Annotated in this window: 23 protein-coding genes and 2 tRNA genes; 7 read left to right on the top strand and 18 right to left on the bottom strand. The window is 64.6% G+C overall.

Features of this window, described 5'->3' with window-relative positions; genetic code table 11:
* Window positions 1-21 precede the first annotated feature (21 nt).
* From BLQ92_RS11620 to BLQ92_RS11610, 3 genes are all read right to left on the bottom strand, one after another.
* Window positions 22-621 carry a hypothetical protein gene (locus tag BLQ92_RS11620; protein ID WP_244106182.1) on the bottom strand — a complete coding sequence of 200 codons (600 nt, stop codon included), beginning with the start codon at window positions 619-621 and terminating at the stop codon, window positions 22-24.
* 59 nt (window positions 622-680) lie between these two features.
* Window positions 681-1,199, bottom strand: coding sequence for a hypothetical protein (locus tag BLQ92_RS11615; protein ID WP_090684471.1), 519 nt, complete (start codon window positions 1,197-1,199; stop codon window positions 681-683).
* Window positions 1,200-1,293: 94 nt separating this feature from the next.
* Window positions 1,294-1,809 (bottom strand): hypothetical protein, encoded by a 516-nt coding sequence (locus tag BLQ92_RS11610; protein ID WP_090684469.1) that lies wholly within the window; start codon window positions 1,807-1,809, stop codon window positions 1,294-1,296.
* Between the two features lie 536 nt (window positions 1,810-2,345).
* Here BLQ92_RS11610 and BLQ92_RS11605 point away from each other — a divergent pair.
* Both BLQ92_RS11605 and BLQ92_RS11600 read left to right on the top strand, forming a co-directional pair.
* Window positions 2,346-3,737 (top strand): sigma-54 dependent transcriptional regulator, encoded by a 1,392-nt coding sequence (locus BLQ92_RS11605; protein WP_090684467.1) that lies wholly within the window; start codon window positions 2,346-2,348, stop codon window positions 3,735-3,737.
* A gap of 182 nt (window positions 3,738-3,919) precedes the next feature.
* Entirely contained in the window at window positions 3,920-4,891 is a 972-nt protein-coding gene (locus tag BLQ92_RS11600; protein ID WP_090684465.1) for a thymidylate synthase, read from the top strand.
* Window positions 4,892-5,111: 220 nt separating this feature from the next.
* Here BLQ92_RS11600 and BLQ92_RS11595 read toward each other — a convergent pair whose 3' ends face one another.
* Both BLQ92_RS11595 and BLQ92_RS11590 read right to left on the bottom strand, forming a co-directional pair.
* Window positions 5,112-7,709 carry a DUF6600 domain-containing protein gene (locus tag BLQ92_RS11595; protein ID WP_090684463.1) on the bottom strand — a complete coding sequence of 866 codons (2,598 nt, stop codon included), beginning with the start codon at window positions 7,707-7,709 and terminating at the stop codon, window positions 5,112-5,114.
* Between the two features lie 169 nt (window positions 7,710-7,878).
* A complete protein-coding gene (locus BLQ92_RS11590; protein WP_090684849.1) occupies window positions 7,879-8,592 on the bottom strand; it encodes an ArsR/SmtB family transcription factor in 714 nt (237 codons plus the stop codon).
* Between the two features lie 218 nt (window positions 8,593-8,810).
* Between BLQ92_RS11590 and BLQ92_RS39935 the strand changes: the two genes are divergently transcribed.
* Window positions 8,811-8,951 (top strand): hypothetical protein, encoded by a 141-nt coding sequence (locus BLQ92_RS39935; RefSeq protein ID WP_175772278.1) that lies wholly within the window; start codon window positions 8,811-8,813, stop codon window positions 8,949-8,951.
* 123 nt (window positions 8,952-9,074) lie between these two features.
* The gene (locus BLQ92_RS11585; RefSeq protein ID WP_090684461.1) at window positions 9,075-9,581 is read left to right on the top strand and encodes an acyl-CoA thioesterase; all 507 of its coding nucleotides are present in this window, start codon (window positions 9,075-9,077) and stop codon (window positions 9,579-9,581) included.
* Between the two features lie 57 nt (window positions 9,582-9,638).
* Here BLQ92_RS11585 and fumC read toward each other — a convergent pair whose 3' ends face one another.
* From fumC to BLQ92_RS11560, 5 genes are all read right to left on the bottom strand, one after another.
* Complete coding sequence (gene fumC, locus BLQ92_RS11580) at window positions 9,639-11,039, bottom strand: class II fumarate hydratase (protein WP_090684459.1); 1,401 nt, start codon at window positions 11,037-11,039, stop codon at window positions 9,639-9,641.
* A 97-nt stretch (window positions 11,040-11,136) separates the two neighbouring features.
* Window positions 11,137-12,729 carry a phospholipase D family protein gene (locus tag BLQ92_RS11575; RefSeq protein ID WP_425194919.1) on the bottom strand — a complete coding sequence of 531 codons (1,593 nt, stop codon included), beginning with the start codon at window positions 12,727-12,729 and terminating at the stop codon, window positions 11,137-11,139.
* A gap of 447 nt (window positions 12,730-13,176) precedes the next feature.
* Complete coding sequence (gene panS, locus BLQ92_RS11570; protein ID WP_090684455.1) at window positions 13,177-14,136, bottom strand: ketopantoate/pantoate/pantothenate transporter PanS; 960 nt, start codon at window positions 14,134-14,136, stop codon at window positions 13,177-13,179.
* A 460-nt stretch (window positions 14,137-14,596) separates the two neighbouring features.
* Window positions 14,597-15,997 (bottom strand): MATE family efflux transporter, encoded by a 1,401-nt coding sequence (locus BLQ92_RS11565; RefSeq protein ID WP_090684453.1) that lies wholly within the window; start codon window positions 15,995-15,997, stop codon window positions 14,597-14,599.
* Between the two features lie 194 nt (window positions 15,998-16,191).
* Window positions 16,192-16,410, bottom strand: a complete 219-nt coding sequence (locus BLQ92_RS11560) for an RNA-binding S4 domain-containing protein (RefSeq protein WP_074265967.1) — start codon at window positions 16,408-16,410, stop codon at window positions 16,192-16,194.
* A gap of 339 nt (window positions 16,411-16,749) precedes the next feature.
* On the opposite strand from BLQ92_RS11560, the gene BLQ92_RS11555 reads away from it, so the two are divergent.
* Complete coding sequence (locus BLQ92_RS11555; protein ID WP_090684451.1) at window positions 16,750-17,202, top strand: hypothetical protein; 453 nt, start codon at window positions 16,750-16,752, stop codon at window positions 17,200-17,202.
* A gap of 283 nt (window positions 17,203-17,485) precedes the next feature.
* The gene (locus tag BLQ92_RS11550) at window positions 17,486-19,618 is read left to right on the top strand and encodes an ATP-dependent helicase (RefSeq protein WP_090684448.1); all 2,133 of its coding nucleotides are present in this window, start codon (window positions 17,486-17,488) and stop codon (window positions 19,616-19,618) included.
* 91 nt (window positions 19,619-19,709) lie between these two features.
* On the opposite strand, the gene BLQ92_RS11545 is transcribed toward BLQ92_RS11550, so the two are convergent.
* The 8 genes from BLQ92_RS11545 to fdxA all read right to left on the bottom strand — a co-directional run bounded on the left by BLQ92_RS11545 (window position 19,710) and on the right by fdxA (window position 24,175).
* Window positions 19,710-20,483, bottom strand: coding sequence for a DUF4088 family protein (locus BLQ92_RS11545; protein WP_090684446.1), 774 nt, complete (start codon window positions 20,481-20,483; stop codon window positions 19,710-19,712).
* A 265-nt stretch (window positions 20,484-20,748) separates the two neighbouring features.
* The gene (locus tag BLQ92_RS11540) at window positions 20,749-21,072 is read right to left on the bottom strand and encodes an AzlD domain-containing protein (RefSeq protein WP_090684445.1); all 324 of its coding nucleotides are present in this window, start codon (window positions 21,070-21,072) and stop codon (window positions 20,749-20,751) included.
* Window positions 21,069-21,737, bottom strand: a complete 669-nt coding sequence (locus tag BLQ92_RS11535) for an AzlC family ABC transporter permease (protein ID WP_175772290.1) — start codon at window positions 21,735-21,737, stop codon at window positions 21,069-21,071. The genes BLQ92_RS11540 and BLQ92_RS11535 overlap by 4 nt, the downstream gene beginning before the upstream one ends.
* A gap of 162 nt (window positions 21,738-21,899) precedes the next feature.
* Window positions 21,900-22,727: a helix-turn-helix transcriptional regulator gene (locus BLQ92_RS11530; protein ID WP_090684440.1), complete on the bottom strand. Its 828-nt coding sequence runs from the start codon at window positions 22,725-22,727 to the stop codon at window positions 21,900-21,902.
* 92 nt (window positions 22,728-22,819) lie between these two features.
* Window positions 22,820-23,299, bottom strand: coding sequence for a CreA family protein (locus BLQ92_RS11525; RefSeq protein ID WP_090684438.1), 480 nt, complete (start codon window positions 23,297-23,299; stop codon window positions 22,820-22,822).
* 174 nt (window positions 23,300-23,473) lie between these two features.
* Window positions 23,474-23,549 (bottom strand) — tRNA-Asn (locus BLQ92_RS11520).
* Between the two features lie 59 nt (window positions 23,550-23,608).
* A tRNA-Asn gene (locus tag BLQ92_RS11515) sits at window positions 23,609-23,684 on the bottom strand.
* Between the two features lie 167 nt (window positions 23,685-23,851).
* Window positions 23,852-24,175, bottom strand: coding sequence for a ferredoxin FdxA (gene fdxA / locus BLQ92_RS11510; RefSeq protein ID WP_090684436.1), 324 nt, complete (start codon window positions 24,173-24,175; stop codon window positions 23,852-23,854).
* A gap of 262 nt (window positions 24,176-24,437) precedes the next feature.
* On the opposite strand from fdxA, the gene pncB reads away from it, so the two are divergent.
* The gene (pncB, locus tag BLQ92_RS11505) at window positions 24,438-25,634 is read left to right on the top strand and encodes a nicotinate phosphoribosyltransferase (RefSeq protein WP_090684434.1); all 1,197 of its coding nucleotides are present in this window, start codon (window positions 24,438-24,440) and stop codon (window positions 25,632-25,634) included.
* The last annotated feature ends 146 nt before the right edge of the window (window positions 25,635-25,780 follow it).

Below are 25,780 nucleotides of genomic sequence, written 5' to 3'. Positions count from 1 at the left end.
TCCGATAAAGAGTGTGGCTCGTTAGAAAAAGGTGCCCGCCGGGGGACGGAGCACAAAACTGTTTGAACTGACATTGCCCGTGCCAGCGGTCTGGTTGATCTGGACGATCCCACTGACGTTCTTGAGCGCGTCCGGACCGATGGACACCTCGCGTGCGTCGTGGTTTTGACCAGAACCGCCTGGGCCGCTGTTTTTGGCGGTCGTAGCGGATAGCACCCCATCCGCTACGATCTCCCCTTCAACCGGAGCAGAACCGACCACGGCACTGTTCCGCTGAAGATTCCCTACACCCGCCGACTGATTCACTTCGATAAGGCCAGAGGTGTTTGAAAATGCGTTGCTATCGATGTCGCTGCGCGCAGCACTCGTCTTCGCGTTTGTCGACGCGCTTTGCGAAGTGCCGATCAGGTCGAGCGGCACTTGCCCGTTGGTAATCACGCCTTGATTGGCTTGTGCGTTGTCGAGGCCTGCCGCCTCGTTGATCGCGACGACCCCAACCGCGCCGTTGGCCACGCCGCTGCCGATCAGCGCCTGCACGTCGACTTGTGCAGGCGGCGTTTGAACCTGCGCCTGAGCCTGAACCGCGAGGCACGAGCAGCTGAGCAGGGCGAGCGCGATCAAGGGACGGCGAAGTTGCAGACGTGATGGCATGGTGTGAGTGGCCTGTGCGTTTGAGGTTGTCATTTGATCGCTCCCATCGCCGCGCCGAGCGGAGCGAGTGCGCCGTTTACCGATTGGGCGATCGAGCCGCCGATGCCGCCGGCGCCGCCGAGACCGGCGCCCGCGCCGACCGGGGCGCCGCTGCCGTTACCTGCCAGCAGATGCTCCAGGCCGCCCACCCCGTTGGAGCCCGTCAGCCCCGGCAGTGCGCCGCTGCCGGCGACACCGGCGGTGCCATGCGCGCCGTTCAGGTCGAGGTCGCTCGCCATCGCGCCGAGTGCCGTATCGAACGTCGCAGCGGGGAAGGTCTCGACCTGCACGGCGATCGGGTCCGCGCTTTTCGGCACCGGCACAAAGGCGTCACGCGGCGTGATGTCGGTCTCGATGATCAGGTTGCCCGGCTGGCTGACCTGCTGTGCTGCGGCCGGGAGAGCGGCGCCGGCGGCAAGCACGCTCAGCAGCGCACCGATCGCTACGGTGCGAGGACGGCGGGTGCCACAGGTGAGCTTGCGGCGCAGCATCTGGGTTGAGGCGTTCATGTCGGTTCCTTGATGGCGGACGGTCGGTGCGGCCCTTGGTTATCGCTAGTGATCGCTAGCGATCGTCAGCGGGCAGCGAGTGCGCGTCGTTCATCTAATTTCTCTGGTAGCTCGTCACGTTGCCCTGTGCTGAGCGGGCCACGTCGACCGGGACCGGCAGCGGCGACGGCGGGGCGATTTCGTCCCACAGCGTCACGCCGTTGCCACCGTTGCCGACCCCACGCATCAGTTGCGGCGTCGCGGCTACCATCAACATGCCGCTGAAGCCGCCGCGCTGCTGCGAGAGCACCTGGTCGTCGAGCGTCAGATCGCTGGCCGCCACCGTGTCGACCGCCGCGGCGTCGGCGGGAATGCTCAGCGCGTCGCCGGCGAGATCGCTGCGGGTGGCAGCGGGATTCGACGTGTCGGCTGCATCGCTGACCGCGGTATCCGGGGCCGTCACCGCTGCGGGCGTTGGGCTCGCGAGGGTGACGGATCCGGTATCGGGGGAAGGGGTGGTGACCGATTCCTGTGCGTTGACGCCAGGGGGCAGCGCAACCAGCAGCAACGCGGCGCATAGTGCGGCGAGCGGCTGGCAGTGGCGCGGATCGATGCGGAAAGCGAGTCGCATGGTGTGTCTCCTTGGTGCGAGACATTTAGCGAAACGTGTGCCATGAGGCGCAATCCGTTGATGCGACTGGGTGGGGGGAAGGCGGCGAAGAGCCGATATGTGAAAATGAGGGAAAAACGTTTCAGCCCTGAAACGAGTGGCAGGAAATACCGATAATTCGCAATTAGCGCCGGTACGCTAAACGTCAGGGTAGATACGTAGCCCACCACCCTGGAAACGTTTTATTCAGATTGCGCAGACTTGTGTAACGCCCGCCCAGCCTTGCTGGACGGCGAGGGGGCGATTAAATTCGCATATTTGTTTTCGAAGCGGCGCGCGTATAGTAAGCTCTCGAAAACAGAGTCACATTTAAAAAAAGCCCGACGTTGGGCCGTCTCAATCACACACGCCGCTTTTCGGGGATCAGCTGTCCGCACGGAATGGAATGGCCGTTCGGTTATTTGCTATGCGCGAATCCCGAACTGGGTCAACGTGTCTGAAACATGTTCAGGTGCGTGCCGTCATCCTTAACGTTCGTTGACGAGAGGATCTGAATAATGGAACCCGCAACGCGGCAACTGATTTACGTTTCGCGTGACCCTAGCGCGGAGCTGAACACCAGGTTCAACCAGCGTGGCTGGCACGTCGAAGTGGTCGGTTCGGCGCGCGACGTACGCCGTGCCGTTCGCGCCGGGATGGCAGCGGGCGGCTTGCTCGATCTTTCGAGCCATTTCCAGCAGCACGAAATCGCTGCGTTCGAGTCGTGCCTGACGATGCCGAACGTCGGCTGGGTGGCTGCCACCATGCCCGGCCAACTGCAGGACGCGGCTTTGCGCCGGCTCGTGCGCGACTATTGTTTCGACTACGTGACGGTGCCTTACTCGGGCGACAGGATCGTCGACTCGGTAGGACACGCCTACGGCATGATCTCGCTCGGCGAGCCCGCTTCCAACGACAACGCACCGAACGGCACCGAAGGCGAAATGGTCGGTTCGTGCGACGCCATGCTCGCGCTGTTCCGCTCGATCCGCAAAGTGGCGATGACCGACGCACCGGTGTTCATCTCGGGCGAGTCGGGCACCGGCAAGGAACTCACCGCCGTGGCGATCCACGAGCGTTCGTCGCGGCGCAGCGCGCCGTTCGTGCCGATCAACTGTGGCGCGATTCCGCCGCACCTGCTGCAATCGGAGTTGTTCGGCTATGAGCGTGGCGCCTTTACGGGGGCTAACCAGCGCAAGATCGGCCGGGTCGAAGCGGCCAATGGCGGCACGCTGTTTCTCGATGAAATCGGCGACCTGCCGCTCGAAAGCCAGGCGAGCCTGCTGCGTTTCCTGCAGGAGCGCAAGGTGGAGCGCCTCGGCGGCCACGGCGCGGTAGATGTGGACGTGCGGATCATCTCGGCCACCCACGTCGATATGAATGCAGCGATGATCGAAGGACGTTTCCGTTCCGATCTATATCACCGCCTGTGCGTGCTGCAAATCGACGAACCGCCGTTGCGTGCGCGTGGTAAGGATATCGAACTACTTGCGCGGCACATGCTGGAACGTTTCAGAAAAGATGCAAGCCGCCGTCTGCGCGGGTTTGCGCCCGATGCGATCGCCGCACTGCACAACTATAGTTGGCCCGGCAACGTGCGCGAACTGATCAACCGGGTGCGTCGCGCCATCGTGATGTCGGAAGGTCGCGCGATCACCGCCCGCGATCTCGAGCTGGCGGAATACGTGGAGATCGTGCCGGTGTCGCTTGCCCAGGCGCGCGAAGCGGCGGAACGCCAGGCTATCGAACTGGCGCTGCTGCGCCATCGCGGCCGCCTCGGCGACGCGGCGCAGGAACTGGGTATCTCGCGGGTTACGCTGTACCGCTTGCTGTGCGCGCACGGCATGCGTCACATGGAAGGCGAGCCGATTGGCGCACATGCCGAGCCGGCCACCATGCCGCATATCTGAAGGTCTGCGGTACGTGTAAGTAGCGTGGTTGGGCGGTTTGAGCGGACGCGCCTGGCGGCGCTCGCAGGCAGGCGGTCGCGCAGCAGAAAAGGCGTGTCGGCGCGTCGGTCGTCCGCGCTTGTTAGAATCGGGTTTTGTCGCAAAAAGTCCTGGGCGCCCGGCGCCGGGCCGAAGGAACCCGAATGAAACAATACCTCGACCTCGTCCGCTCGATTCTCGACACCGGGACGTGGCAGGAGAACCGCACTGGCATCCGCACCATCAGCATGCCGGGCGCGATGCTCCGCTTCGATCTCCAGCAGGGTTTCCCCGCCGTGACCACCAAGAAGCTCGCCTTTAAATCGGCGATTGGCGAACTGGTGGGATTCCTGCGCGCCTCGCGCAGTGCGGCGGATTTCCGCGAGCTCGGCTGCAAGGTGTGGGACGCGAACGCCAATCAGAATCCGCAGTGGCTGGCCAATCCGTATCGCGAAGGCCCGGACGACCTGGGCGATGTGTATGGCGTGCAATGGCGCAAATGGCCGGCCTATAAGGTGCTGGACGCCTCAGCGAACGCGCAGATCGCGGATGCGACCGGTCGCGGCTATCGGGTCGTCACCGAATTCGTGGAAGACGGTGCCCGCAAGGTGCTGCTGTACAAGGCGATCGACCAGCTGCGCCAGTGCCTCGATACGATCATGCAGAACCCCGCCGACCGGCGCATTCTGTTTCATGCGTGGAATCCTGCGGTGCTGGAGGAGATCGCCTTGCCGGCGTGCCACCTGCTGTACCAGTTCCTGCCGAACGCTGCCCGCCGGGAAATCTCGCTGTGTCTGTACATTCGCAGCAATGACGTGGGCCTCGGCACGCCGTTCAACCTGACCGAAGGTGCGGCTCTGCTGCATCTGGTCGGACGCTTGACGGGCTATACGCCGCGCTGGTTCACGTACTTCATCGGCGACGCCCATATCTACGAGAACCAGCTCGACATGCTGCAACGGCAGATCGGCCGCGAGCCGTACGAGAGCCCGCAACTGGCGATCGCCGAGCGGGTGCCGGAATACGCGAAGACGGGCGTGTACGAGCCCGAGTGGCTCGAGAAAATCGAGCCGGTGGACTTTTCGCTGGTCGGCTACCGGCATCACGAGCCGCTGACCGCGCCGATGGCGGTTTGATTCGTTTCTGCGCGCAGCCTCTGCCGCGCGCGCCGCAGTGAAAAAGCCCACGCAGAAAAAATGCGTGGGCTTTTTGTTGCCCGGATCACGGGCTGGGCAGAGGCCGGCTGCGAGGCCGGAAGGGGCGGGTGGCGGGTGAGCCGTTAATGCGGTGAGTGGTACCAGTCCCAACGTCCTGGACCGCCTTCAAGTGCCCTCGTTTTGGTAACTTCTCGTCCTCTTAGCTCCTGCGATGCTCGTCGTGGCCGCCGCTGTTCGAGTGCTGCTCCGGATGCGGCTGCGGATGCGGCTGTTGAGCCTGCTGCGCCGGACGCGGCTCAGGGCGCGGCTGCTGGGCCTGCTGCGGCGGATGGTATTCCTGACGCGGTTGCGCCTGGGGCTGCGGGTGGAACTGTTCACGCGGCGCCTGCTGGGCCTGTTGCGGGTGATATTCCTGATGCGGCTGAGCTTGCGGCTGCGGGTGGAATTCCTGACGCGGCGCCTGCTGGGCCTCCTGCGGGTGGTATTCCTGGTGCGGTTGGGCCTGTGGCTGCGGGTGGAATTCCTGACGCGGCGCCTGCTGGGCCTCCTGCGGGTGATATTCCTGGTGCGGTTGGGCCTGTGGCTGCGGGTGAAACTCTGCACGCGGCGCCTGTTGAGCCTCTTGCGGATGATTTTCCGCTGTCCGCGCCTCGGCTGGCTGCGGCTGCGCCGGTGCGTGTGGCTCCCGCTGGGCCTGCAGCGCCATCGGCGTATGCGGTTGGGTCCATGCGGGTTCGTGGCGTGCTTCGGCTGCGGCCTGCTGCGCATTCACCGGCTCTCCACCATGCTGCGCGAAGCCGTTCGGCGCGGCGCCCCCAGCTTGCGGCGGACGCGGCACGTCATTGTTTTGCGGGCGTTCCTGCGCTCGTTCGTTGGCCATCTGAGCCTGTGTACCCGGCGCCGCCGGCGTACCCGGCCGGCCCTGTTCGGGCATCGCATGCGGCGCTTGTGCAACTTGCCGCGTTTGCGCCGCGTTCGGACCGCCGAAACCCGGACGAGCAGCATCTGCTGCAGGTTCACCCGGCCGCACGCCACCCTGTGCGATATGCGGCACCGCGCCCGGGGCCATGCGCGGCGAATTCGCCTGGACCACCTTCACGTTCTGCAGCGCGGCTGCAGCCGGACCGCCATGCGACTCGGCACCCGTGAAATGCGCCGGCATCGAAGTGCGCACGATCGGCTCGCCCGCGCCCGGCACACGACCGCCGCCTTGCGCAAAACGTTGTGCGAGCGTGTCGTGATAGGCCGGCGGCACGACCGGGCTGCGCGTCGCCACCACCGAGCGCGCCATCACTGCAGCGGGCGGCCGGTAATTCGCATTGCGCATGCCGGACTCGAAGCTCTGACGCACTGGCGCAATGCCGGGGCCGCCCGGGTTGATCTGCGCGTTGTGCCATTGCGCCGGGTTGACCTTCTGCGCGAACCGGCCGACCGGCTGGCCATGCACGAAGGCGGTCGCCGGCACGGCAGTCACAGCACCCGGCGCGCGATAGTTGATGTACGTGTTGTGAATGTTGTTGATGTTGGTGATATTCGTCACGTTGTTGACGTTCGTGATGTTCACCCGGTTGTAGTTGTTCACGCGGTTGTAGTACCCGGGGCTCCAGTCGCCCCAGCGCGGGTGCCACGGTTCGCCCGGGCCAAGCGGGAACCAGGCCACGCCTGCCGCGGCCACGCCGCCAATTGCAAGACTCACGCCCCAGTTGAACGAGCCGCCTCCGCCTCCGCCTCCGCCTCCGCCTCCGCCGCCGACAAAGGCGACCAGCGCCGGGGCATACACCGGCGGCGCATCGACGATCACCGGACCGGGCGCCCACGCCCACGTGTCGTCGACGTACGCCCAGCGGCCGTAGTGGTACGGCGCGAAGCCCCACGGTGCGTCGTCGACCCAGGTCCAGCCCCAAGGCGCTTGCCAGACCCAGTGACCGTCGTGATACGGCGCCCAGCCCGCCGGCACCGCGTTAGGCACCCACACTTCGCCGTACTGCGGGCTGCTGCGCCACGTGCCGTTGGCATCGAGGTCTTGATAACCGGGCACGTCGCGCGAGACATAGCGGGCCGACACCGAACGATCTTCCTCGGCATCGCGGCCGGCGGCCCATTGATCGAAACCGTCGAGGCCCGGTGCGGCGTTGTCCGCGACCTGCTGCAGGGCCGTACCGGCAAAGCGGATCTGCTGGCCGGCGGCAATCGGCACCTGGCCGTTGTCGCCATACACGGTGGCGTTGCCGCTGCGCACGGTGACGGTCGTGCTGCTGCCGTCCGGCGCGACGTCGACGCGGTAGTCGCCGGGGGCGCTGATGCCGAGCGCCAGATTCGGCGTGTCGATCTCATAGGTCGAGCCCGGTGCGAGTTCGCGCACGCGCGTCGACAGCGTGCCTTGCGCGACCTTCAACTGGGCGTTGGTGTCGTTGAGATTGAGAATGTCGAGACTGGTCGATTCGCCGAGACGTACTGCAGTAGAACCGATGTGTAGTTCCGAGCGCGCGTTCTGGTCGTTCCACAACTGGTCGCCGGTCGTGAGCGGCCGGTTGATCTGCGCGTAGGCCCAGTCGGTGGCGCCAGCGGGTTCGGTCGTCACGGCGCCCGAGCTGTAGTTAAGCCGCGCGACGCGTCCCGGCGGATCGGTCGGAACGCTGTTCTGGGTCGCGGCAGGCGCGTTATCCGGAGGTGCTTCCTGGGCGAGGGACGCCTGGGTGGCAAGCGTGAAGGCTGCTGCGGCGATGAGTGTATAGCCCACCAGGGTAGAACCCGTTAGGCGGCGCATTGAGCGGCTTGGTGCGGTGAGTGTTTTCATGTTGTCTCTCTTGCGGACGCGTGGTTGTGTTGCATCCGTGAAAGCACTCTACCGTTGGGGCCTGTTTCAAGGCCCCCACATTTGTAAGCCTCCTTACCTCGCGTGTAACAAAAAGTGTTAAGTGGCCGATTCTTAATGAAATTGAATGCTTGATGTAGCCGCTTTGCGATCAGTTCTTCAAAAAATCGTTGAAATGCTGATGACCGGCCGGGGTGATTCTAAGGATGCGTGGGCGGTCGGTGCGCTCCACCCAGCCGTGCGACGACCACGCATCGAGCAGGGCCGCGCCGAGCGCGCCGCCCAGGTGCGGGCGCCGTTCGCTCCAGTCCGGGCAGGTGCAGGCGAAGCGGCGCCGGCGGCTTTGCTGGCCGGCCACGTCGATGCCCCAGGTGGCGAGCCGCGAGGCGCCTTCCGAGGTGGCTTCGAGCGTGCTGCCGTGCAAGGTCAGCAGCTTGTGGCTCAGCATCCGCTCGAAGAGCTGCACCGAGAGTTCGCCTGCCATGTGGTCGTAGCAGGTGCGCGCGTAGCGCATCTCGAGCGGCACGGTGCGCGCCGGCCGCAGCGGCGTGCGCTGCGGCGCGCTTGCCTCGGCGACATTGGCGAGCGCCTCGATGGAGGCGGCGATGTCGGCCGACGCAATGCGGAAGTAGCGGTGCCGGCCGCGCACTTCGACGGCCAGCAGGCCGCCTTCGGTGAGGCGCGCCAGATGCGCGCTGGCGGCCGAGGGCGACAGGCCCGCGACGATCGTCAGTTCGCCGGCCGGGCGCGCGCTGCCGTCCATCAGCGCCCACAGCATGGCGGCCCGGCCGGGGTCGGCGAGCAGCGCGCCGATCCGGCTCAAGCCGGGGAAGTGGTTGTGTGTGTCGGAAAGCGAGGCGGGCATATGGAGCTCCCATGTAAAGCTGTTGCGGCGCGCGCGAGTGCTCGCCATGGTGTTCACTGTATCGCGCCGCTGCATTCGATGTTTCAGGTTAGCGTGAATTGTCGAATGCAGCCACGACCTCCACGAGGCAAGGCGGGGTAACAGGTAAGGGTGCGGCTTATGCGCGGCCTGGCATCGCCAGGCTAGAATCAAAACCTGTCTTCCGGAAAAACGCCGTCATGAAACGCCTGCTTGTTATCGCCGCTACCGTGCTGTTGTGCGCTGCCTGCGCACAGGGTGGCTCGGCCCCGCCGAGCGCCGATTCGAGCGGTTTTACAATGTACGGCACGATCGACGAAGGCATTTCCTATCACAAATAAAATGCCGCCCCGGCTCTGTTTCGGTGGCGGTAAAACAGAATTACCGGCCTTCATCGCACAGCGCAGTCAAAATTGCACTCGTATAATCGGCTCCTTTCGACACATAGTTTGATCGGAGTCAAGATGAGCACCCCTTCCGCTGCGCCGCTGGACCGTTCCGAAACCACTTTCCGCTTTCTCGCCGAACCCACCTCGGTCAATTTCGGCGGCAAGGTGCACGGGGGCGCGTTGATGAAGTGGATCGACGAGACCGCCTACGCCTGTGCCGCGGTCTGGTCGGGGCGCTACTGCGTGACGGTGAGCGTCGGCAATATCCGCTTCCGTCGGCCCATCCTGGTCGGCAATCTGGTCGAACTGCGCGCCCGGGTCGTCCATACCGGCCGCACCAGCATGCACATTCACGTGTCGGTGCAGGCGGGCGATCCGAAGGGCGGCGAGCTGATGCAGACCACCGACTGTCTGGTCGTGATGGTGGCCGTCAACGAGAACGGCCATCCGGTGCCGGTGCCGGCCTACGTGCCGGAGACCGACGAACAGAGCCGTCTCGCCAAGTACGCGCTGGATGTGAAGGAAGCGCTCGACGCGATCGTCGAACTCAAGCCGGAAGAAGTGGCTAAGGGCAAGATTTAAGCGGGTAACGCCCGAGGTCCGGTAGCGCGGCCGGACCCCGGTGGGATTCGCGCAGCCTCAGCCCGTCTTGTTGCCCACCATGTCGTGCGGCCGCACCCACTCGTCGAACTGCTGCTCGGTGACAAAGCCGAGCGCGAGCGCCGCTGCCTTCAGCGTGGTGCCTTCCTTGTGCGCCTGCTTGGCGATCTTGGCGGCCTTGTCGTAGCCGATGTGCGGATTGAGCGCTGTCACCAGCATCAGCGACTCGTTGAGCAGCGTGTCGATGCGTTCTCGATTCGGCTCGATGCCCACCGCGCAGTTGTCGTTGAAGCTGTGTGCGCCGTCGGCAAGCAGGCGAATCGATTGCAGCACGTTGTGCGCAATCATCGGACGGAACACATTCAGTTCGAAGTTGCCGCTCGCGCCGCCCATGTTCACCGCGACGTCGTTGCCGAACACCTGGCAGCACAGCATCGTCATGGCTTCGGACTGGGTCGGATTGACCTTACCCGGCATGATCGAGCTGCCCGGTTCGTTTTCCGGAATCGACAGTTCACCGAGCCCGCAGCGGGGGCCACTCGAAAGCCAGCGGATGTCGTTGGCGATTTTCATCAGGCTGGCGGCCACAGTCTTTAGTGCGCCGTGCGCGAACACCAGCGCGTCGGCTGCGGCCATCACTTCGAACTTGTTGGGCGCCGACACGAACGGCAGGCCGGTCAGCTTGCCGATCGCCGCCGCGACCTTGTCCGCGAATTGCGGATGCGCGTTGAGCCCCGTGCCGACCGCGGTGCCGCCCTGCGCGAGCTCGTACAGATGCGGTAGCGTCGCTTCGACGTGGCGAATGCCGTGGTCGAGCTGCGCGACATAACCCGAGAACTCCTGGCCGAGCGTGAGCGGCGTCGCATCCTGCAAGTGCGTGCGCCCGATCTTGACTATCCCGGCAAAGGCCTTGGCCTTGCTGTCGAGCGTGTCGCGCAGCGTCTTCAACGCCGGCACCAGATGCTTGACGATGGCGAACGCGGCGGCCACGTGCATGGCGGTCGGGAACACGTCGTTGGACGACTGGCCACGGTTCACGTCGTCGTTCGGATGCACCTTGCGCGCTTCGCCGCGCTCGCCGCCGAGCAGTTCGCTCGCGCGGTTCGCAATCACCTCGTTGAGGTTCATGTTGGTCTGCGTGCCGGAACCGGTTTGCCAGACCGCCAGCGGAAACTCGCCGGGGTGCTTGCCGTCGATGATCTCGTCGGCAGCCTGCATGACGGCCTTCGCCTTGCTCTCGTCGAGTACGCCGAGGCCCAGATTGACTTCGGCCGCCGCGCGCTTGATGACGGCAAGAGCCGTGATCAGCTCCGGCGATTGCTTCTCCGTCGAGATACGGAAATTCTGCAGCGAACGCTGCGTTTGCGCCCCCCACAACTGGGCATTCGGCACGGCAATCGCGCCGAATGTGTCGCGCTCCATTCGTACGTCTTCGGTCATGGTCGGCTCCGCTCCTAACTTGATTAAAGGATTACGTGGATCACTGCATGGTTCGGCTAGCGCACGCGGCCGCACCGCTGGCGCTCGATCAGGCGCATCAAAGCTGTCCTTGGACCGGCAATAGCAAGAATAGACCCGTCAGCAGATTTCGGTACAAACCGGCTTGTGGATCGGAGTTGTAGGTGCGCCAGGTGTTGTCCTCTTTGTCGGTCCATTCGAGTTGCGACTGGGGCGCGCCGATATAGCTGAGGCCGGCAAGTTGCGCCGGTGTGGCGAGGGTCACGCGGTAGCTCGTCTCGGGTGCGGTGGCGCGGTCGAACAGGGTGGCGACCTCGGCGGCGAGCGCAGGACTATGGATCACCAGCGCCAGTTCGGTGTTCAGGTTCGCCGAACGCGGATCGAGGTTCATCGAACCGATGACGAGAATCTTGCGATCGATCACGTAGGTTTTCGCGTGCAGGCTGACACGGGAGCTCGAGCCTGTTACCGAGACGCGCGCGCTGCGTTGTTCCGGCTTGAACTCGTAGAGCTCCACACCGTGTTGCAACAATGGCACCCGGTACGGGCTGTAGCCGGCCTGCACGGCGAGCGCATCGGTGGCGGCGAGCGAATTGGTCAGAACCGCCACCCGCACGCCGCGCCCGGTGAGTTGCGCGAGCACTTGCACGCCGGCATCGTGCGGCACGAAGTAGGGCGATATCACGAGGAATTCTTTCTGGGCGTCCTTCGTCAATTCGACGAGCCGCTGCATCGGCGGGCTCACGTAATCGGGCGAGGGCTGATCGATCTTGCCTGGCGTGTCGGCCTTGAATTCCGCCGGCGCCCAGGTGAGGCCGAGCGAGTCGTTGGCGATCTGCGCGGCTAGCGGGGTCGCATTGAGCGGCTTTGCGTTGTACGGATCGGCGTTAGTGCGCCAGTGCGCGCGCAAGGCGTCACGCGTGGCGTCCAGTTCCTGCGGCGAGAAGGTCTGCTGGTTCAGCGCACGCAGCGGATACGCACCGCTACTGTTCCAGTACTCGTCGAAGCTCGCCGAGACATCCGCGGTGATCGGGCCGGCAGCCAGCACATCGAGATCGCGGAACTGCAGCGTCGGGCTCGCGCTGAAGTATTCGTCGCCGAGATTGCGGCCGCCGACGATCGCCACCTGGTTGTCCGTGATCATCGCCTTGTTGTGCATGCGGCGGGTGAACTGGTCGATCTTCGTGAACAGATTGCTGGTGCGCTCGAACACGCTGCGATGGGTGCTGCCGAACGGATTGAAGACGCGGATCTCGATGTTCGGGTGCGAGTTGAGGCCGGCCATGACGTCGTCGATGTCCTTGAAATTCAGGTCGTCGACCAGCATGCGCACCCGCACGCCGTGATCGGCCGCGTACAGCGCGGCGCCGAGCAGCAGTTTGCCGGTGGTGTCCTCGTTGGCGATGTAGTACTGCATGTCGAGCGTTTTCGTAGCGGCGCGGGCGAGGGCGATGCGCATCTGCAGCGCTTGCGTACCGTTGGACAGCACGCGAAAGCCCGATTCGCCTGGGTGCGCCTGCTCGAAGGGAGCGAGCGCGGTACCAAGGGCAGTTGTGGTGGAGGTGGGCAACGCGTGAGTGACGGGCCGATCGAACGCGGCCGCGGGCGGTCGGCTCGCACAGGCGGTCAAAACTGCCGCTAATGCGCATAGAACCAGGCAACGCTTGCCGATGTTGGTAAGCGTGCGCGCGGCATGGCGCGTGCTGGTTGCCGTGCCTGCGATTCCCTGATGATCCTGCGACGCGATCTTGTTGTTGCTGTCGTACGCCGGCACGCTATTTCTCCGCTGGATTCGGTTCGCACACGCCCGAATGCTAAAGGCGTATACCCGATGCACCTGTGGTCCGTCGAGGAAAGCATTCTAAGGGGAATTGTTCGAACAGGTTCGCGGCGAGCGCAGGTTGCGTCGATACGGGTGAGGGCGCCATCGGGGCGAGGTGGATGGCGCAGTTCGTGCGCTTTGGTGGCGGAGGTTCGATAATTCGTTATACGAACGAGTTACCCGTTGGAAATGTGTGTTGAGAATTTGGGGTTGGTGCGTTGCGTTGCGTTGCGGCTTGGCGCGCGCTCGTCGCTGACGAGCGCGCTACCAGCGTATCAACCTCGGATCAACAGCGCATCAGCCGCGCTCGGCCGTGAACGAGGCTGCGCCATCCGGATGGGTAGAGCCCTTGGCGGGGCGGCCGGCCCAGTAGCCGGCCAGCAGCGATCCCGAGAGGTTGTGCCACACCGAGAACAAGGCGCCCGGCAGGGCCGCGAGCGGCGAGAAATACAGCTTGCCCAGCGTGGCGGCAAGACCAGAGTTCTGCATGCCGACTTCGATGGCGAGCGTGCGGCACACGGCTTCGTCGAAACCGAGCAGCCGGCCGCCCCAGTATCCGCCGAGCAAGCCGATGCCGTTGTGCAGGATGACACCCAGCATCACCACGAGGCCGACCGAGGCAATGCTCTTCTGCGTGCCGCCCACGACCGCGGAGATGATCAGCAAGATCGCGACCATCGAGACGAGCGGCAAAACAGGCTCGACCACCCGCACCAGCTTGCCGAACAGATGATTGATCACGAGGCCCACGACGATCGGCAGCGCGACGATCTGCAGAATGCTCATCAGCATGCCGTGCACATCGACCGCGATCGACGCGTCGACATAAAGGCGTGTGAGCAAGGGTGTGGCGAACACGCCGACCAGCGTCGACAGTGCGCTGATCGTCACCGACAGCGCCACGTCGCCGCGCGCCAGATAAATCATCACGTTCGACGCGGTGCCGCTCGCGACGCTGCCCACCAGCACCATGCCGGCCGTCAGGTCGGGCGGCATATGCAGCACCTTGGCGATGGCCCATGCGGCAAGCGGCATCACGAGGTAGTGCAGCACGATGCCGGCGACAACCGGCGCGGGCCGGGTGAAGACGCGTTTGAAATCGGCGATGGACAGGGTCACGCCCATCGCCAGCATGATGATTGTCAGCAGCGTGGTGACGTGCGGCGCGATCGGGCTGAACGAAGCCGGCGAGAAGTAGGCGGCGAGAGAGACCAGTACGGCCCACAGCGGAAAGAGACGGGTAACCCGGGCAAGCATGTCAGGAGGTCCTTGGTTCTGTTTTTGAATGACGATTCGCGCGTGTGCGTGCTGGCGAGGCCAAGGCGTTGGCCTTGCGCCGACGCATCAGCGCGTGGTCCGGCGTGCGGTGCGACGAACGATGGGCAGCGGATCACTGACCGTGAGGCGGTGCGCCCTTGTGGGACGCGGCGGGCGGTTGTGGCAATCGGGACGACCGGGGGTAGGTCTGTGAGGCAACCGGCGCGTATTTTACCGTTCGCGCGAACGCGTTGCCCGGACCCCAAGCGAAGCTGGAAAAAAGAACCCGCGCAGTGCACGGGTTCAAACCCAGTTTCTTTCCCTGTCAGAGGAAGGAGTGTCAAGAAGACGGTTTAATCCTATCGCGCGCTGTGGCTCGCACCAACTAACGATACCTGCTTTGCTTAGCTCGCCGGGTTGGACTGTCCGGCACCAGCGCAGCCGCGTGCTTCGGCATGTGTTATGCCGACGGCCGTGACGCCAGCGGGACGCGGCGCAGGCTGAGCTTGTGAAAACGCAGCGTCATCAGCAGCGCAACGCTCGCGAGGCCGGCCGCGAGACCCCACCACAAACCGCTGGTGCCGAGTCCGAAGTGAAACGCCAGCGTGTAACCGGTCGGAAAACCGATGCCCCAGTAGCCGAGCGCTGCGGCCAGCATCGGCACGCGGGTGTCCTTCAGGCCGCGCAGGCAACCGGAGCCGACGGTCTGCATGCCGTCGACGATCTGGAAGATGGCGGCCACACCGAGCAGCGAACTGGCGAGCTTGACCGTGGCCGCGTTGGCGGGGTCGTCCAGATGCAGGTAGAGGCCGACGATCCAGTGCGGCGCGAGGATCAGCACAAGCCCCGAGAGCGACATGAAGGCTACGCCGAGCGCGATCGCCACGAAACCGGCGTGGCGTGCCGCGAGTGGCTGCCCGGCGCCCGACCAGTAGCCCACCCGCACATTGGCCGCCTGGCCAATCGCGAGCGGCACCATGAAGGCGACCGAGGCGACGTTCAGCGCGATCTGGTGCGCCGCGAGCTGCGCTTCGCCGAGCAGGCCGACCATCAGGCCGGTGGCCAGAAACAGCGTGGATTCGACGCCATAGGTGATCGCGACCGGCCAGCCGATGCTGAACAGCTCGCCCATCAACGGCAATTTCGGCCGCGTCGCCGTGACGAAATGGCGATAGCGCGGCCGCAGATGCAGCCATGCCATCAGCACCAGCGCTGTCATCCAGACCGTGATCGTGGTGGCGGTTGCCGAGCCGAGAAAACCGAGGTGCGGCAGGCCATAGGCGCCGTGGATCAGGCCGTAGTTCAGGAATCCGTTGACGAAGACCCCTGCCAGCGACACCCACAGCAGCCGCTTCGCCGCACCGATGGCCGGCAGGAACGAGCGCATCAGGCCGATCCCGATCAGGCTGCCGAGCGCGCCCCAGCGCAGCACGGCGGCGTACTCGCCGACGTTGTGCGCGAGCAGCGGCGGTTCGCCGAAGGCGAGCAAGACCGGCGTTGCAAACGACAGCAGCGCGAAGGCGGGAATCGACAACAGCACCGACATCACGAAGCCGGTCCAGTAGATGTGCGGCACGCGGTCCTCGGCCTGGGCGCCGCGGGCGTGCGAGACGCTCACGCTCACCGAGGTCAGCACGCCCTGCAGCAGCGTGACGACCACGAAGAACAGATTGGCGCCGAGGCCGCCGGCGGCTAGCGCGTCGGGACCGAGCGAGCCGAGCAGGATCGTGTCGGTGACGCCCATCGCCATCTGCGACAACTGGGCAATGGCGAGCGGGGCGGCGAGGCGGGCGGTGTCGGCAGCGTGACGGGAAAGGGTAGGCGGCGGGGCGGCCACCCGGGAGAGGCCGGATTGGGTCATGAACGGGACACGATGCGGGCAGCGCACGCACCGTTTTTTCTGTCAAAACTGACAGCTTATTGTGTAGGCGTGCTGTTGTCGATCTGTAAGCACATTTTTGGTGCGGATTTTTGGCGCGTCAGCGGGACCGGCAGGACTGCGAGGACGGCCGCGTGACGCCGAGGGCGGCGGCCCTAGCGGGCACCACGGTGGTGCTAGGCCTCGTGAACGGCGATTCGCGTGTCGCCGAGCAAAACGACCTGGCCTGCGCGAATTTTGCAGGTTTTACGCAGTTCAACCTGGCCATCCACGGTCACGGCGCCCGAGGCGACCATCAGCTTGGCGGAGCCGCCGCTGTCGGCTAGCCCCGTTATCTTCAGGAGATTGTGCAGTTCGACGTAGTCGCCGGTCAGCGTGAAATCGAGATTAGGCATGGCGATTGCGGCATGGGTAATGGGGTTCGCATGATAAGCCAGAAGCCTGCCGGCAGACCCCTCCAGGATCAGGTGAGGTAACTGAAAGCAGGTGTTATATTTTTGTCAGAAAATGAAACGTTCCGTAACAGTGGTCGTTTCTCATGAACTTCACTCGTAAAGTGAAGCTCTGTAGAAGAGCCTGCTGCACATACAGTGGCTGGCAACAACAGACTGGGCGCAAGGCACTTGATGCATTGCTGACGACGGCTCGCCGCCTTAGCACTGCAAAGCACCGCAGCAGCAGTGCAGTCGTACCTAGGCGCCCGTGTCCTGACAACAATTTTAGAGAGGATAGCTATGACCCAGATTCGTTCGCTCCTGATCGGTACCGCCCTGAGCGCGGCCTTGACCACTTTTACCGCCGCCGGCGCGTTTGCGCAGACCACCGCGCAACCGGATGCCGCCGCGGCCGGCCAGCAGATGACCGCGCCCGCCGCCGACACCGCAGCCCCGGCTGCGCAAGGCGTTGCGCCGGCGCCGCAGCGCCTGACGGCAACGGGTTCGACCGATCCGCTGGTGCAAAAGCGCGATGCCGACGCGAAGGCTAACGCGGAATATAGCGCGTCGAAGAAGGCGTCGAAGCAGCAGTTGAAGGAACAGCAGGCTGCCGCCAAGTCGCAATACAAGGAACAGGTCCGTGACGCCAAGCTGAACAAGAAGGCTGACAAGCAGACCGCCAACAACGAGATGAAGATGAACATGCAAGGCCAGACGCCAGCCCAGGACGACGGTTCGGACGTCAAGCACTAAGCATGGCATGCAGGGACGACGGGTTTGCCCGTTGTCCGCGGCAAGCCCGCAGCGGCCCGGAGCGCGAGAGCGCCCGGGCCGCTTCGTTTTATGCTGGGCCACGGTTTGCGCGCGGCTCGCGAGTCCGGTCGCAGCATGCCGAAAAAAGGGCGCTTGTCGGCGCAGGTTGTATGGATATACAGTATGCGGCGCTGACTCCTTTTGCCGAATTTCGTCCCCGGATTTCGCCGCAATTCGCGGCTCGATTTTCGCCCCTTTCCTCGACCTGTTGCCCCGGACTCCTGTGCTCTCCGTCGCCGATCCCGCGCCGTCCGATACCGCCGCCTGGCTGGCCAGGCTCAATGACGCCCAGCGCGAAGCCGTCGAATACGGCGCCGATAACGTCACACAGCCGTCCGGCGCCTTGCTGGTGATTGCCGGCGCGGGTTCGGGCAAGACCAATACGCTGGCGCACCGGGTCGCGCATCTGGTGGTCAAGGGCGTCGATCCGCGCCGCATCCTGCTGCTGACGTTCTCGCGCCGGGCCGCGCTCGAAATGACCCGGCGCGTCACGCGCATTGCCACCCAGGCACTGGGCGCGCGGGCTGCGCTCGCGCAGGGGTTGAGCTGGTCCGGCACGTTTCACGGCATCGGCGCGCGTCTGCTGCGCGAATACGCGGATCTGATTGGCCTGACACCCAGCTTCACCATCAACGACCGCGAGGATTCCGCCGACCTGATGAACCTGGTGCGGTACGAACTCGGCCTCTCGGCGAAAGAGCGGCGTTTTCCGTCGAAGAACACCTGCTTTGCGATCTACTCGCGCGTCGTCAATACCGGCGCGGCGCTGGCGGACGTGCTGGCGAGCGCGTTTCCGTGGTGCCGCGAATGGGAGGCGGACTTGCGCATGCTGTTCGCCACTTATGTCGAGGCCAAGCAGAAGCAGAGCGTGCTCGATTACGACGACCTGCTGCTGTACTGGTCGCTGATGGCCGGGCAACCGGCGATCGCCGCCGACCTCGCGGGCCGCTTCGACCACGTGCTGGTCGACGAGTATCAGGACACCAACCGCCTGCAGGCGTCGATCCTGCTCGCTTTGAAGCCCGACGGGCGCGGTCTGACCGTAGTGGGCGACGACGCCCAGTCGATCTACTCGTTTCGCGGCGCGACCGTGCGCAATATCCTCGATTTTCCGGGGCACTTCAATCCGCCCGCGAAGCAGGTCACGCTCGAGCGCAATTACCGCTCCACGCAGCCGATTCTGGCCGCCTCGAATGCGGTGATCGAGCTCGCCAGCGAGCGCTTCACCAAGAACCTGTGGACCGACAAGGCTTCGGCACAGCGCCCGCGCCTCGTGAGCGTGGCAGACGAGGCCGATCAGGCGCGTTACGTCGTCGAGCAGGTGCTCGAAGCGCGCGAAGCCGGCATGAAGCTGAAGGCGCAAGCGGTGCTGTTCCGCGCGGCGCACCACAGCGCCGCGCTCGAAATCGAGCTGACCCGGCGCAACATTCCGTTCGTGAAGTTCGGTGGCCTCAAGTTTCTCGATTCGGTGCATGTGAAAGACATGCTCGCGGTGCTGCGCTTTGCCGAGAATCCCCGCGACCGGGTGGCCGGGTTCCGGGTCATGCAGTTGCTGCCCGGGGTGGGCCCGGCGACGGCGGCGCGGGCACTCGATGCGGCCGCGGTGGCAGGGGCGGCCAGCGGCACCTCCACACCCAACGCCACTGCCGGCGCCCTCGCTGCCTTCGCGCCGCCGCCGCGCGCACTCGAAGACTGGCAGCCCTTTGTTGTGCTGATATCGAGCCTGTGCAACCGGAGCACGCCATGGCCGGCCGAATTCGAGCTGATCCGGCGCTGGTACGAACCGCACCTCGAGCGCAATCACGAAGACGCCGCCGTCCGTCATGCGGATCTGATGCAAATGGAGAGCATCGCCGGCACCTACGCGTCGCGCGAGCGCTTCCTGACGGAACTGACACTCGATCCGCCCGACGCGACCAGCGGCGAATCCGGCGTGCCGCTACTTGACGAGGACTATCTGATCCTCTCGACGATTCACTCCGCGAAAGGACAGGAGTGGCGCAACGTATTCGTTCTGAACGGCGTCGACGGCTGCATTCCTTCGGACCTCGGTACTGGCAGCGACGAGGAGATCGACGAAGAGCGCCGCCTGCTTTACGTGGCGATGACGCGCGCGAAGGAGGACCTGCATATTGTCGTGCCGCAGCGCTTCTACGTGCATAACCAGACGCATCTCGGCGACCGCCATGTCTGGGCGTCGCGTACGCGCTTCATTCCGGCGCACCTGCTGCCGCTTTTCGATGCCTATGCCTGGCCGCGTGTGGCCGAGCCAGTGCCGCCGAGCGCAGCCGGACTTGCCGCCGCTGCGCGGGCGAAGCTCGAGATCGCGGCAAAGCTCAGGAACATGTGGGACTGAGAACGGCAGTGGACGGCCGCGGTAGAACTCAGCGCGGTCTGCTACTCCGCGCCGCTTAATGCGCTTAATGCGCTTAACGCGCTTGACGGACCTACCGCGACTGGCGCGGCTGTTGCTGCGGCGCCTGCTGCCGCGGGGGCGGCGTAAAGAAATTGCGCAGCCACGCGGCGAGCCGCGAGAAGATATCGTAGGGTTCTTCGACGAAAATTTCCGGCTTCAGCAGGCGCAGATATTCCATGATCTGCTGCGCTTCCTGTTTCTGGAACGAGCCGTGCGAGATGCCGAGGCGCAGCAGGCCGCGCAGTTCGCCGAGCTTTTCACGCGCCGTGCTGCCGATGCTGGTCTCGCAGGCCACTTTCGCTTCGTAGACACGCTGGCGCAACGACTCGACGAGCCGCCAAGCCGGGGTCTGCATCGCTTCTTCGAGTGCCTGGATGTCCTGGGCCGCCCCCTTGATCTGGGCCGCGAGCGGATCCACCAGCGACGCATCGCCCTCCGATTCCTTGACGATCGCGGCCGCCCAGTCGTGGCACTGCTTCGCGAGTTCCTCGGGCGTCCATTCGGAGCGCGAGGCGAAGCCAAAACCGAACTCGGTCGCCTGCTGCATCAGGATCGCGACTACATCCGGGAATTCCTTGTCCAGCGTGCGCTTGGCCCATGCGTATTGGCCACCCTGCAACATCCGCTTCACCGCGTGTTCCGTGAGCGGCACCATGTTGTCGAGCAGCTTGGCGCGCAGAAAGTCCTCAAACGACGGCGTCGCGAATTGCGGGTCGAGCTTGAGCGAGACGCGCAAAAAAGCGTCGAAATCCTTGCGCAAATTAGCGACGGTTTCGTCTTTGAGTGAAAGGGTGATCTGACCCATGTCTTATCCCGTTTGGTCCTCCCGCGTTGCACCGCAAAAGTGCCGCCTTCTGCGAACAGCCCCGTGACAGGGCGACGTCGATGCTCGACGCGGTTGATCCTGCTTGTTGCCGCGTAACCAGCGGGAGTCACTTCCCGGCGAGCGGACCTCGACTGCTTAACGGCGAACCAGGGTAAAACTTGAGGGCGCGGCGTGTTTTTGCCGCAGGGTGCAGCGCCGCGTGCGGCGCTGCACAAGGCTGGCGGTGCAAGGCAGGTAGCATGCTCTATTTGAGCACGACCCCTTGCCAGACAAAAAAGACCGCGAGGCCGACGGCGATCGTGAGCAGCGGCCGGCGCGTCAGGGCGCTGACGGCAACCGCGGCGAGCGCGCCAACCAGTTGCGGGTTGCGCCAGGTCAGCTCGGCGCCGCCGCCGTGGGGCGAGACGGCCATCGGCACGATCAGGGCGGTCAGCACCGTCACCGGCACGAACCCGAGGGCGGTGCGCACGAGCGGTGGAAACACCAGCCGGTCGCCCAGCACGAACACCGCCGCGCGGATCATCCACGTGATCAGCGCCATGCCGAGGATCAGAACGACGTAGTTCATTGCGCCACCTCCGCCGTGCGTCGTTGCGGGCTGGGGCGCGACAGCAGCACGCCGACCACGACCCCCGCCAGCACCGCGGCGAGCAGGCCCAGCTTGTAAGGCCACGCTTGCCAGAAGAACGCCAGCGCACCGGCCGTGACGGCGGCGGCGAAATAGCGCAGCGCGACGAGCTGCGGCACGACGATCGCGATAAAGGTGGCCACCATGGCGAAATCGAGTCCGAGCGATTGCAGCCCGGGGAAGGTGGCGCCGAACAGCAGGCCAGCCAGCGTCCAGATCTGCCAGTTGAGATACATGGCGAGGCCCGCGCCGAGGAAGTAGTACGGGCTCACGGAGCCGGGCGGGTGGTGCCGGTAGTGCGCCCAGGCGACTGCGAAGACTTCGTCGGTGAGCACGCCGCCGAGCGCAAGGCGCCAGCGCAGCGGCAGATGTGAGACGTACGGGGCGAGTGTGGCGCTGTACAGCACGTGGCGCAGGTTGACGACGAGCGTGGTGGCCCACACCACGGCAAAGCTCGCGTGGCCGGCAATCAGGCCCAGGGCGATGAACTGCGCCGAGCCGGCGAACACGACGAGCGACATCAATTGTCCGTGCCACAGGTGCAATGGGCCGGATGTGACCAGAGTGCCGAAGATTACGCCGAACGGCGCCGCGCCGACCATCATGGGGATGATGTCGCGCGCGCCGGCGGTGAATTCCTTGGATCGGGCTGGGTGCTTGGGATGGGTCAATCTAGTCTCCTTGGTCCACGGAGCATAACGGCGGTGGGGGGCGGAGGGCTTGTACGTTCTTGCGGTGGGGTGAGCGGGCGGCTCGGTCCTCGCGGCTCAGGCCGACTGCCAGCGCCCCGGCGGCACTCCGAACATGCGCCGGAAGTGGCGGGTGAAATGGCTCTGGTCGGTGAAGCCGCTGGCCGCGGCCACTTCGGTGACGGAGACGCCCGCACGCAAAGGCGCGAGCGCGCGTTGCAGCCGGACCTGGTTGCGCCACGCGTGCGGCGGCAAACCGGTCGTCTGGGCGAAGAGCCGTGCTGCATGAAACGGTGACAAGCCGACGGCGTTGGCCAGTTCGGCCAGTTGCAACGGGGTGGCGAGCTCGCCGGTCAGGTGTTCCTTCATGGTGGCCACGCGTGCATCGTCGGCGGCGAGCCGGGCGGGTTTCGTCTGGCTGCCCGAATAGCGCACGAGCAGGGTCGACAGGGCGTCGAGCATGGCGGCTTCGGCTGCCAGCGGATCGGCTTGCGCCTCGAGCAGACGGTGCGCCCGCGCGAGCCGCTGGGCGAGATCGCGATCGCGGATCACGCCAGGTTCGAACCACGGCAGCGCTTGCGGCTGGCCGGCGACATCGGTGGCGAGCTGCTGGATGAAATCCACTGGCGCATACAGGACGCGATAGCGCCAGCCTTCCTCGATTGCCCGCGCGCCCGTGTGCAGCTCGCCCGGGTTGATGATCGGCACGCTGCCCGCTTCGGCGACGTAGTCGGTGCCCAGATAGCGATAGCCCTCGGCGCCCGCCACGATCACGGGGATGGTGTACGCGTCGTGCCAGTGCGGCGAGAACTGGTGGTCGTGATATTCAGCCGTGAGCAGATCCGCGCCGGGCAACAGCGGCGTGCGCCAGTAGCGGGCGGAATCGCGGAAACGGGTCACGGTCATGATGGAAATCCTGCTCGGTCTGCCAGTGTAGCGCGGGCCGGGCTTCCCCATGCATTCCGGGCGTTCGCCGAGTGTTACCGGACCAGCGGCTGTTACTTGAGCGGGATCGTGGTGCCGGCCGGCATTCCGACGACGCTCACGCTGTTCTTCGCGCTGCCGCTCGCGACCCGATCGCTGTAGGTCAGATAAATCAGTGAATTGCGCTTCGGATCGACAATGCGCACCACATGCAGGGTCTTGAAGATCAGCGACATGCTCACGGAGAACACGTCGGATTGCTGCTTGATGGGCCCGGTGAATTTGAGCGCGCCGACCTGGCGGCAGGCGATCGCCGCCTCGGTCGGATCTTCCGCGATGCCGAGCGTGCCCTTGATGCCGCCGGTGCGGGCGCGCGACACATAGCAGGTGACGCCCTGGACGAGCGGGTCGTCGTAGGCTTCGACCACCACGCGGTCCGAGCCCGTGACGTGGAAATTGGTGTTGACGCTGCCCACTTCCTCGCTGCGCGCGAGCGGATTGAAGAGGGCCGTGGCGACAAGGGCGAACGTGACACGCAACAAGATGGAGTTCATCGGGAGGCCGGATTGATGGCGAAGGGAAAGCACCATCGTATAACGGCAAGCGTGACGCGGGTGGGTGCGGCAGGGATAGCCTGGGAGGCAGCCGGCTGAAGAGAGGACGTGCCCTCGCCGCACGGGCGGCACAAAAACAAAAAGGCCCGCACGGATGCGGGCCTTCGAATTTTTTGGCTCCTCGACCTGGGCTCGAACCAGGGACCTACGGATTAACAGTCCGGCGCTCTACCGACTGAGCTATCGAGGAACAGCAGTACAACCTTTACATAAAAAAGCCCGTTTTGGTTAACGGGCCTTTGCAATTCTTGGCTCCCCGACCTGGGCTCGAACCAGGGACCTACGGATTAACAGTCCGGCGCTCTACCGACTGAGCTATCGGGGAACAACAACAGCAGAGAAGCGAAATTGTAGGGGGTGCTCCAGGACCTGTCAATACCCTGGGCTCATCTCGATTTCATTCGAACCGGTTGAGCCGCAGCGGGCCATCACTGGGCCGGGGCGCAGCGCGCAGGGTGCGCCCCGCAGGCCGTCAGCACCGCCTATGGCCGCTCAGCGGGCCAGCAGGGCCAGCTTTTCCTTCACGTCCTTGAACTCGTCTGCCTCGGGCAGCGGAGCCTTGGTCTTCGTGATGCTCGGCCAGTTTTTGGCCAGATCGGCGTTCAGCGCGATGAAGTCCTGCTGGTCACCCGGCACATCTTCTTCAGCGTAGATGGCGTTCACCGGACATTCGGCGACGCACACAGCACAGTCGATGCACTCATCGGGGTCGATCGCGAGGAAGTTGGGACCTTCGCGAAAGCAGTCCACCGGGCACACATCGACGCAGTCGGTATAGCGGCACTTGATGCAGCTTTCGGTCACAACGTGAGTCATTCAGGCAGCTCCTGCATGCGGTATCGGGGGAGGCGAAACGCCAAAAGCGCTATTGTAACGTAACGTCAAGTGGCATATGCAGCGGCGGCCCGCTGGGTTTAGACGTTTTTGTGATTAGTTTATGGCCCCGCGGGCGGCTCGTCCGCGCCATCCGGCCGTGCGCATTCGGGTAACATGCGTACGGTCGGCGCGCAGGGGCGTGCCGCAGGCGCATGGGCCCTGTCAGGCCTTCCGTTTTTCCTGCAGTCCGGTTCGCACCATCATGATTATTACTTCGCTGCTCGATACTGATCTGTACAAGTTCACGATGATGCAGGTCGTTCTGCATCATTTCCCTGCCGCGAGCGTGGAATACCGCTTTCGCTGCCGGACCCAGAATGTCGATCTCGTGCCGTATATCGAGGAGATTCGCGACGAAGTGCGCAAGCTCTGCGACCTGCGCTTTACCGACGACGAGCTCGACTATCTGCGGCGCATGCGCTTCATCAAGGGCGATTTCATCGAGTTTCTCGCGCTGTTTCATCTGAACGAGAAATACATTTCGATCACGCCGTCGCCGAAGGGCAATGGCGAAATCGAGATCGACATCAAGGGCCCCTGGCTGCATACGATCCTGTTCGAGATCCCGGTGCTGGCGATCGTCAACGAGGTCTACTTCCGCAACACGCAGCGCGAGCCGGCCTACGGCGAAGGCCGCGAGCGTCTGTCCGAAAAGATCAAACTGCTCGGCGCGCGCCCCGAATTCGCAGATTGCAAGATCGCCGACTACGGCACGCGCCGCCGCTTCTCGAAGCGCTGGCACGAAGAGGTGATCCTGACGCTCAAAGACGACCTCGGCGAACAGTTCACTGGCACGAGCAACGTCTTTTACGCCATGAAGCATGGCCTCACGCCGCTCGGCACGATGGCGCATGAATACCTGCAGGCCTGCCAGGCGCTCGGGCCGCGCCTGCGCGATTCGCAGATCTACGGGTTCGAGATGTGGGCGAAGGAGTATCGCGGCGACCTCGGCATTGCGCTTTCCGACGTGTACGGCATGGAAGCGTTCCTGCGCGATTTCGACATGTACTTCTGCAAGCTGTTCGACGGCGCCCGACACGATTCGGGCGATCCGTTCGACTGGGGCGAGCGGCTTCTCAAGCACTACGAGGCGAACCGCTGCGACCCGCGCACCAAGATCCTGGTGTTCTCCGACGCGCTCGACATTCCGAAGGTCCTGCAACTGTACGAACGCTTCCGCGGCCGCTGCAAGCTCGCCTTTGGCGTCGGCACCAACCTGACCAACGACCTCGGCTACAACCCGTTGCAGATCGTCATCAAGATGGTTCGCTGCAACGGCCAGCCGGTCGCCAAACTGTCCGACTCGCCGGGTAAGAACATGTGCGAGGACAAGGCTTATCTCGCCTATCTGCGTCAGGTGTTCGGCATCAAGCAGCCGGACGAGGAAGTCTCGAAGTAAGCTGAAGAGCGGGCGCCGTCCAGGCACATTCAGGCGCCCGTTCTGGCCATCTGGTCGAGTGTTCGCGCGCGGGGTGGCCGGTGAGTTGGCCGTTATAATCCTTGCGATGCCGCACGGCTATCGTAACGAGACACTCGCGAGGATTT

Origin of the sequence: Paraburkholderia phenazinium, assembly GCF_900100735.1 — a bacterium.
Lineage (GTDB): Bacteria > Pseudomonadota > Gammaproteobacteria > Burkholderiales > Burkholderiaceae > Paraburkholderia > Paraburkholderia phenazinia.
This window is presented reverse-complemented; position numbering and strand designations above follow the sequence as displayed.

Excerpts from the sequence above, each read along its gene's own strand:
- BLQ92_RS11615 (WP_090684471.1), bottom strand. The coding sequence starts at position 1,199 with ATGAACGCCTCAACCCAGATGCTGCGCCGCAAGCTCACCTGTGGCACC.
- BLQ92_RS11610 (WP_090684469.1), bottom strand. The coding sequence starts at position 1,809 with ATGCGACTCGCTTTCCGCATCGATCCGCGCCACTGCCAGCCGCTCGCC.
- BLQ92_RS11605 (WP_090684467.1), top strand. The coding sequence starts at position 2,346 with ATGGAACCCGCAACGCGGCAACTGATTTACGTTTCGCGTGACCCTAGC.
- BLQ92_RS11600 (WP_090684465.1), top strand. The coding sequence starts at position 3,920 with ATGAAACAATACCTCGACCTCGTCCGCTCGATTCTCGACACCGGGACG.
- BLQ92_RS11595 (WP_090684463.1), bottom strand. The coding sequence starts at position 7,709 with ATGAAAACACTCACCGCACCAAGCCGCTCAATGCGCCGCCTAACGGGT.
- BLQ92_RS11590 (WP_090684849.1), bottom strand. The coding sequence starts at position 8,592 with ATGCCCGCCTCGCTTTCCGACACACACAACCACTTCCCCGGCTTGAGC.
- BLQ92_RS39935 (WP_175772278.1), top strand. The coding sequence starts at position 8,811 with ATGAAACGCCTGCTTGTTATCGCCGCTACCGTGCTGTTGTGCGCTGCC.
- BLQ92_RS11585 (WP_090684461.1), top strand. The coding sequence starts at position 9,075 with ATGAGCACCCCTTCCGCTGCGCCGCTGGACCGTTCCGAAACCACTTTC.
- fumC (WP_090684459.1), bottom strand. The coding sequence starts at position 11,039 with ATGACCGAAGACGTACGAATGGAGCGCGACACATTCGGCGCGATTGCC.
- panS (WP_090684455.1), bottom strand. The coding sequence starts at position 14,136 with ATGCTTGCCCGGGTTACCCGTCTCTTTCCGCTGTGGGCCGTACTGGTC.
- BLQ92_RS11565 (WP_090684453.1), bottom strand. The coding sequence starts at position 15,997 with ATGACCCAATCCGGCCTCTCCCGGGTGGCCGCCCCGCCGCCTACCCTT.
- BLQ92_RS11560 (WP_074265967.1), bottom strand. The coding sequence starts at position 16,410 with ATGCCTAATCTCGATTTCACGCTGACCGGCGACTACGTCGAACTGCAC.
- BLQ92_RS11555 (WP_090684451.1), top strand. The coding sequence starts at position 16,750 with ATGACCCAGATTCGTTCGCTCCTGATCGGTACCGCCCTGAGCGCGGCC.
- BLQ92_RS11545 (WP_090684446.1), bottom strand. The coding sequence starts at position 20,483 with ATGGGTCAGATCACCCTTTCACTCAAAGACGAAACCGTCGCTAATTTG.
- BLQ92_RS11540 (WP_090684445.1), bottom strand. The coding sequence starts at position 21,072 with ATGAACTACGTCGTTCTGATCCTCGGCATGGCGCTGATCACGTGGATG.
- BLQ92_RS11535 (WP_175772290.1), bottom strand. The coding sequence starts at position 21,737 with ATGATGGTCGGCGCGGCGCCGTTCGGCGTAATCTTCGGCACTCTGGTC.
- BLQ92_RS11530 (WP_090684440.1), bottom strand. The coding sequence starts at position 22,727 with ATGACCGTGACCCGTTTCCGCGATTCCGCCCGCTACTGGCGCACGCCG.
- BLQ92_RS11525 (WP_090684438.1), bottom strand. The coding sequence starts at position 23,299 with ATGAACTCCATCTTGTTGCGTGTCACGTTCGCCCTTGTCGCCACGGCC.
- fdxA (WP_090684436.1), bottom strand. The coding sequence starts at position 24,175 with ATGACTCACGTTGTGACCGAAAGCTGCATCAAGTGCCGCTATACCGAC.
- pncB (WP_090684434.1), top strand. The coding sequence starts at position 24,438 with ATGATTATTACTTCGCTGCTCGATACTGATCTGTACAAGTTCACGATG.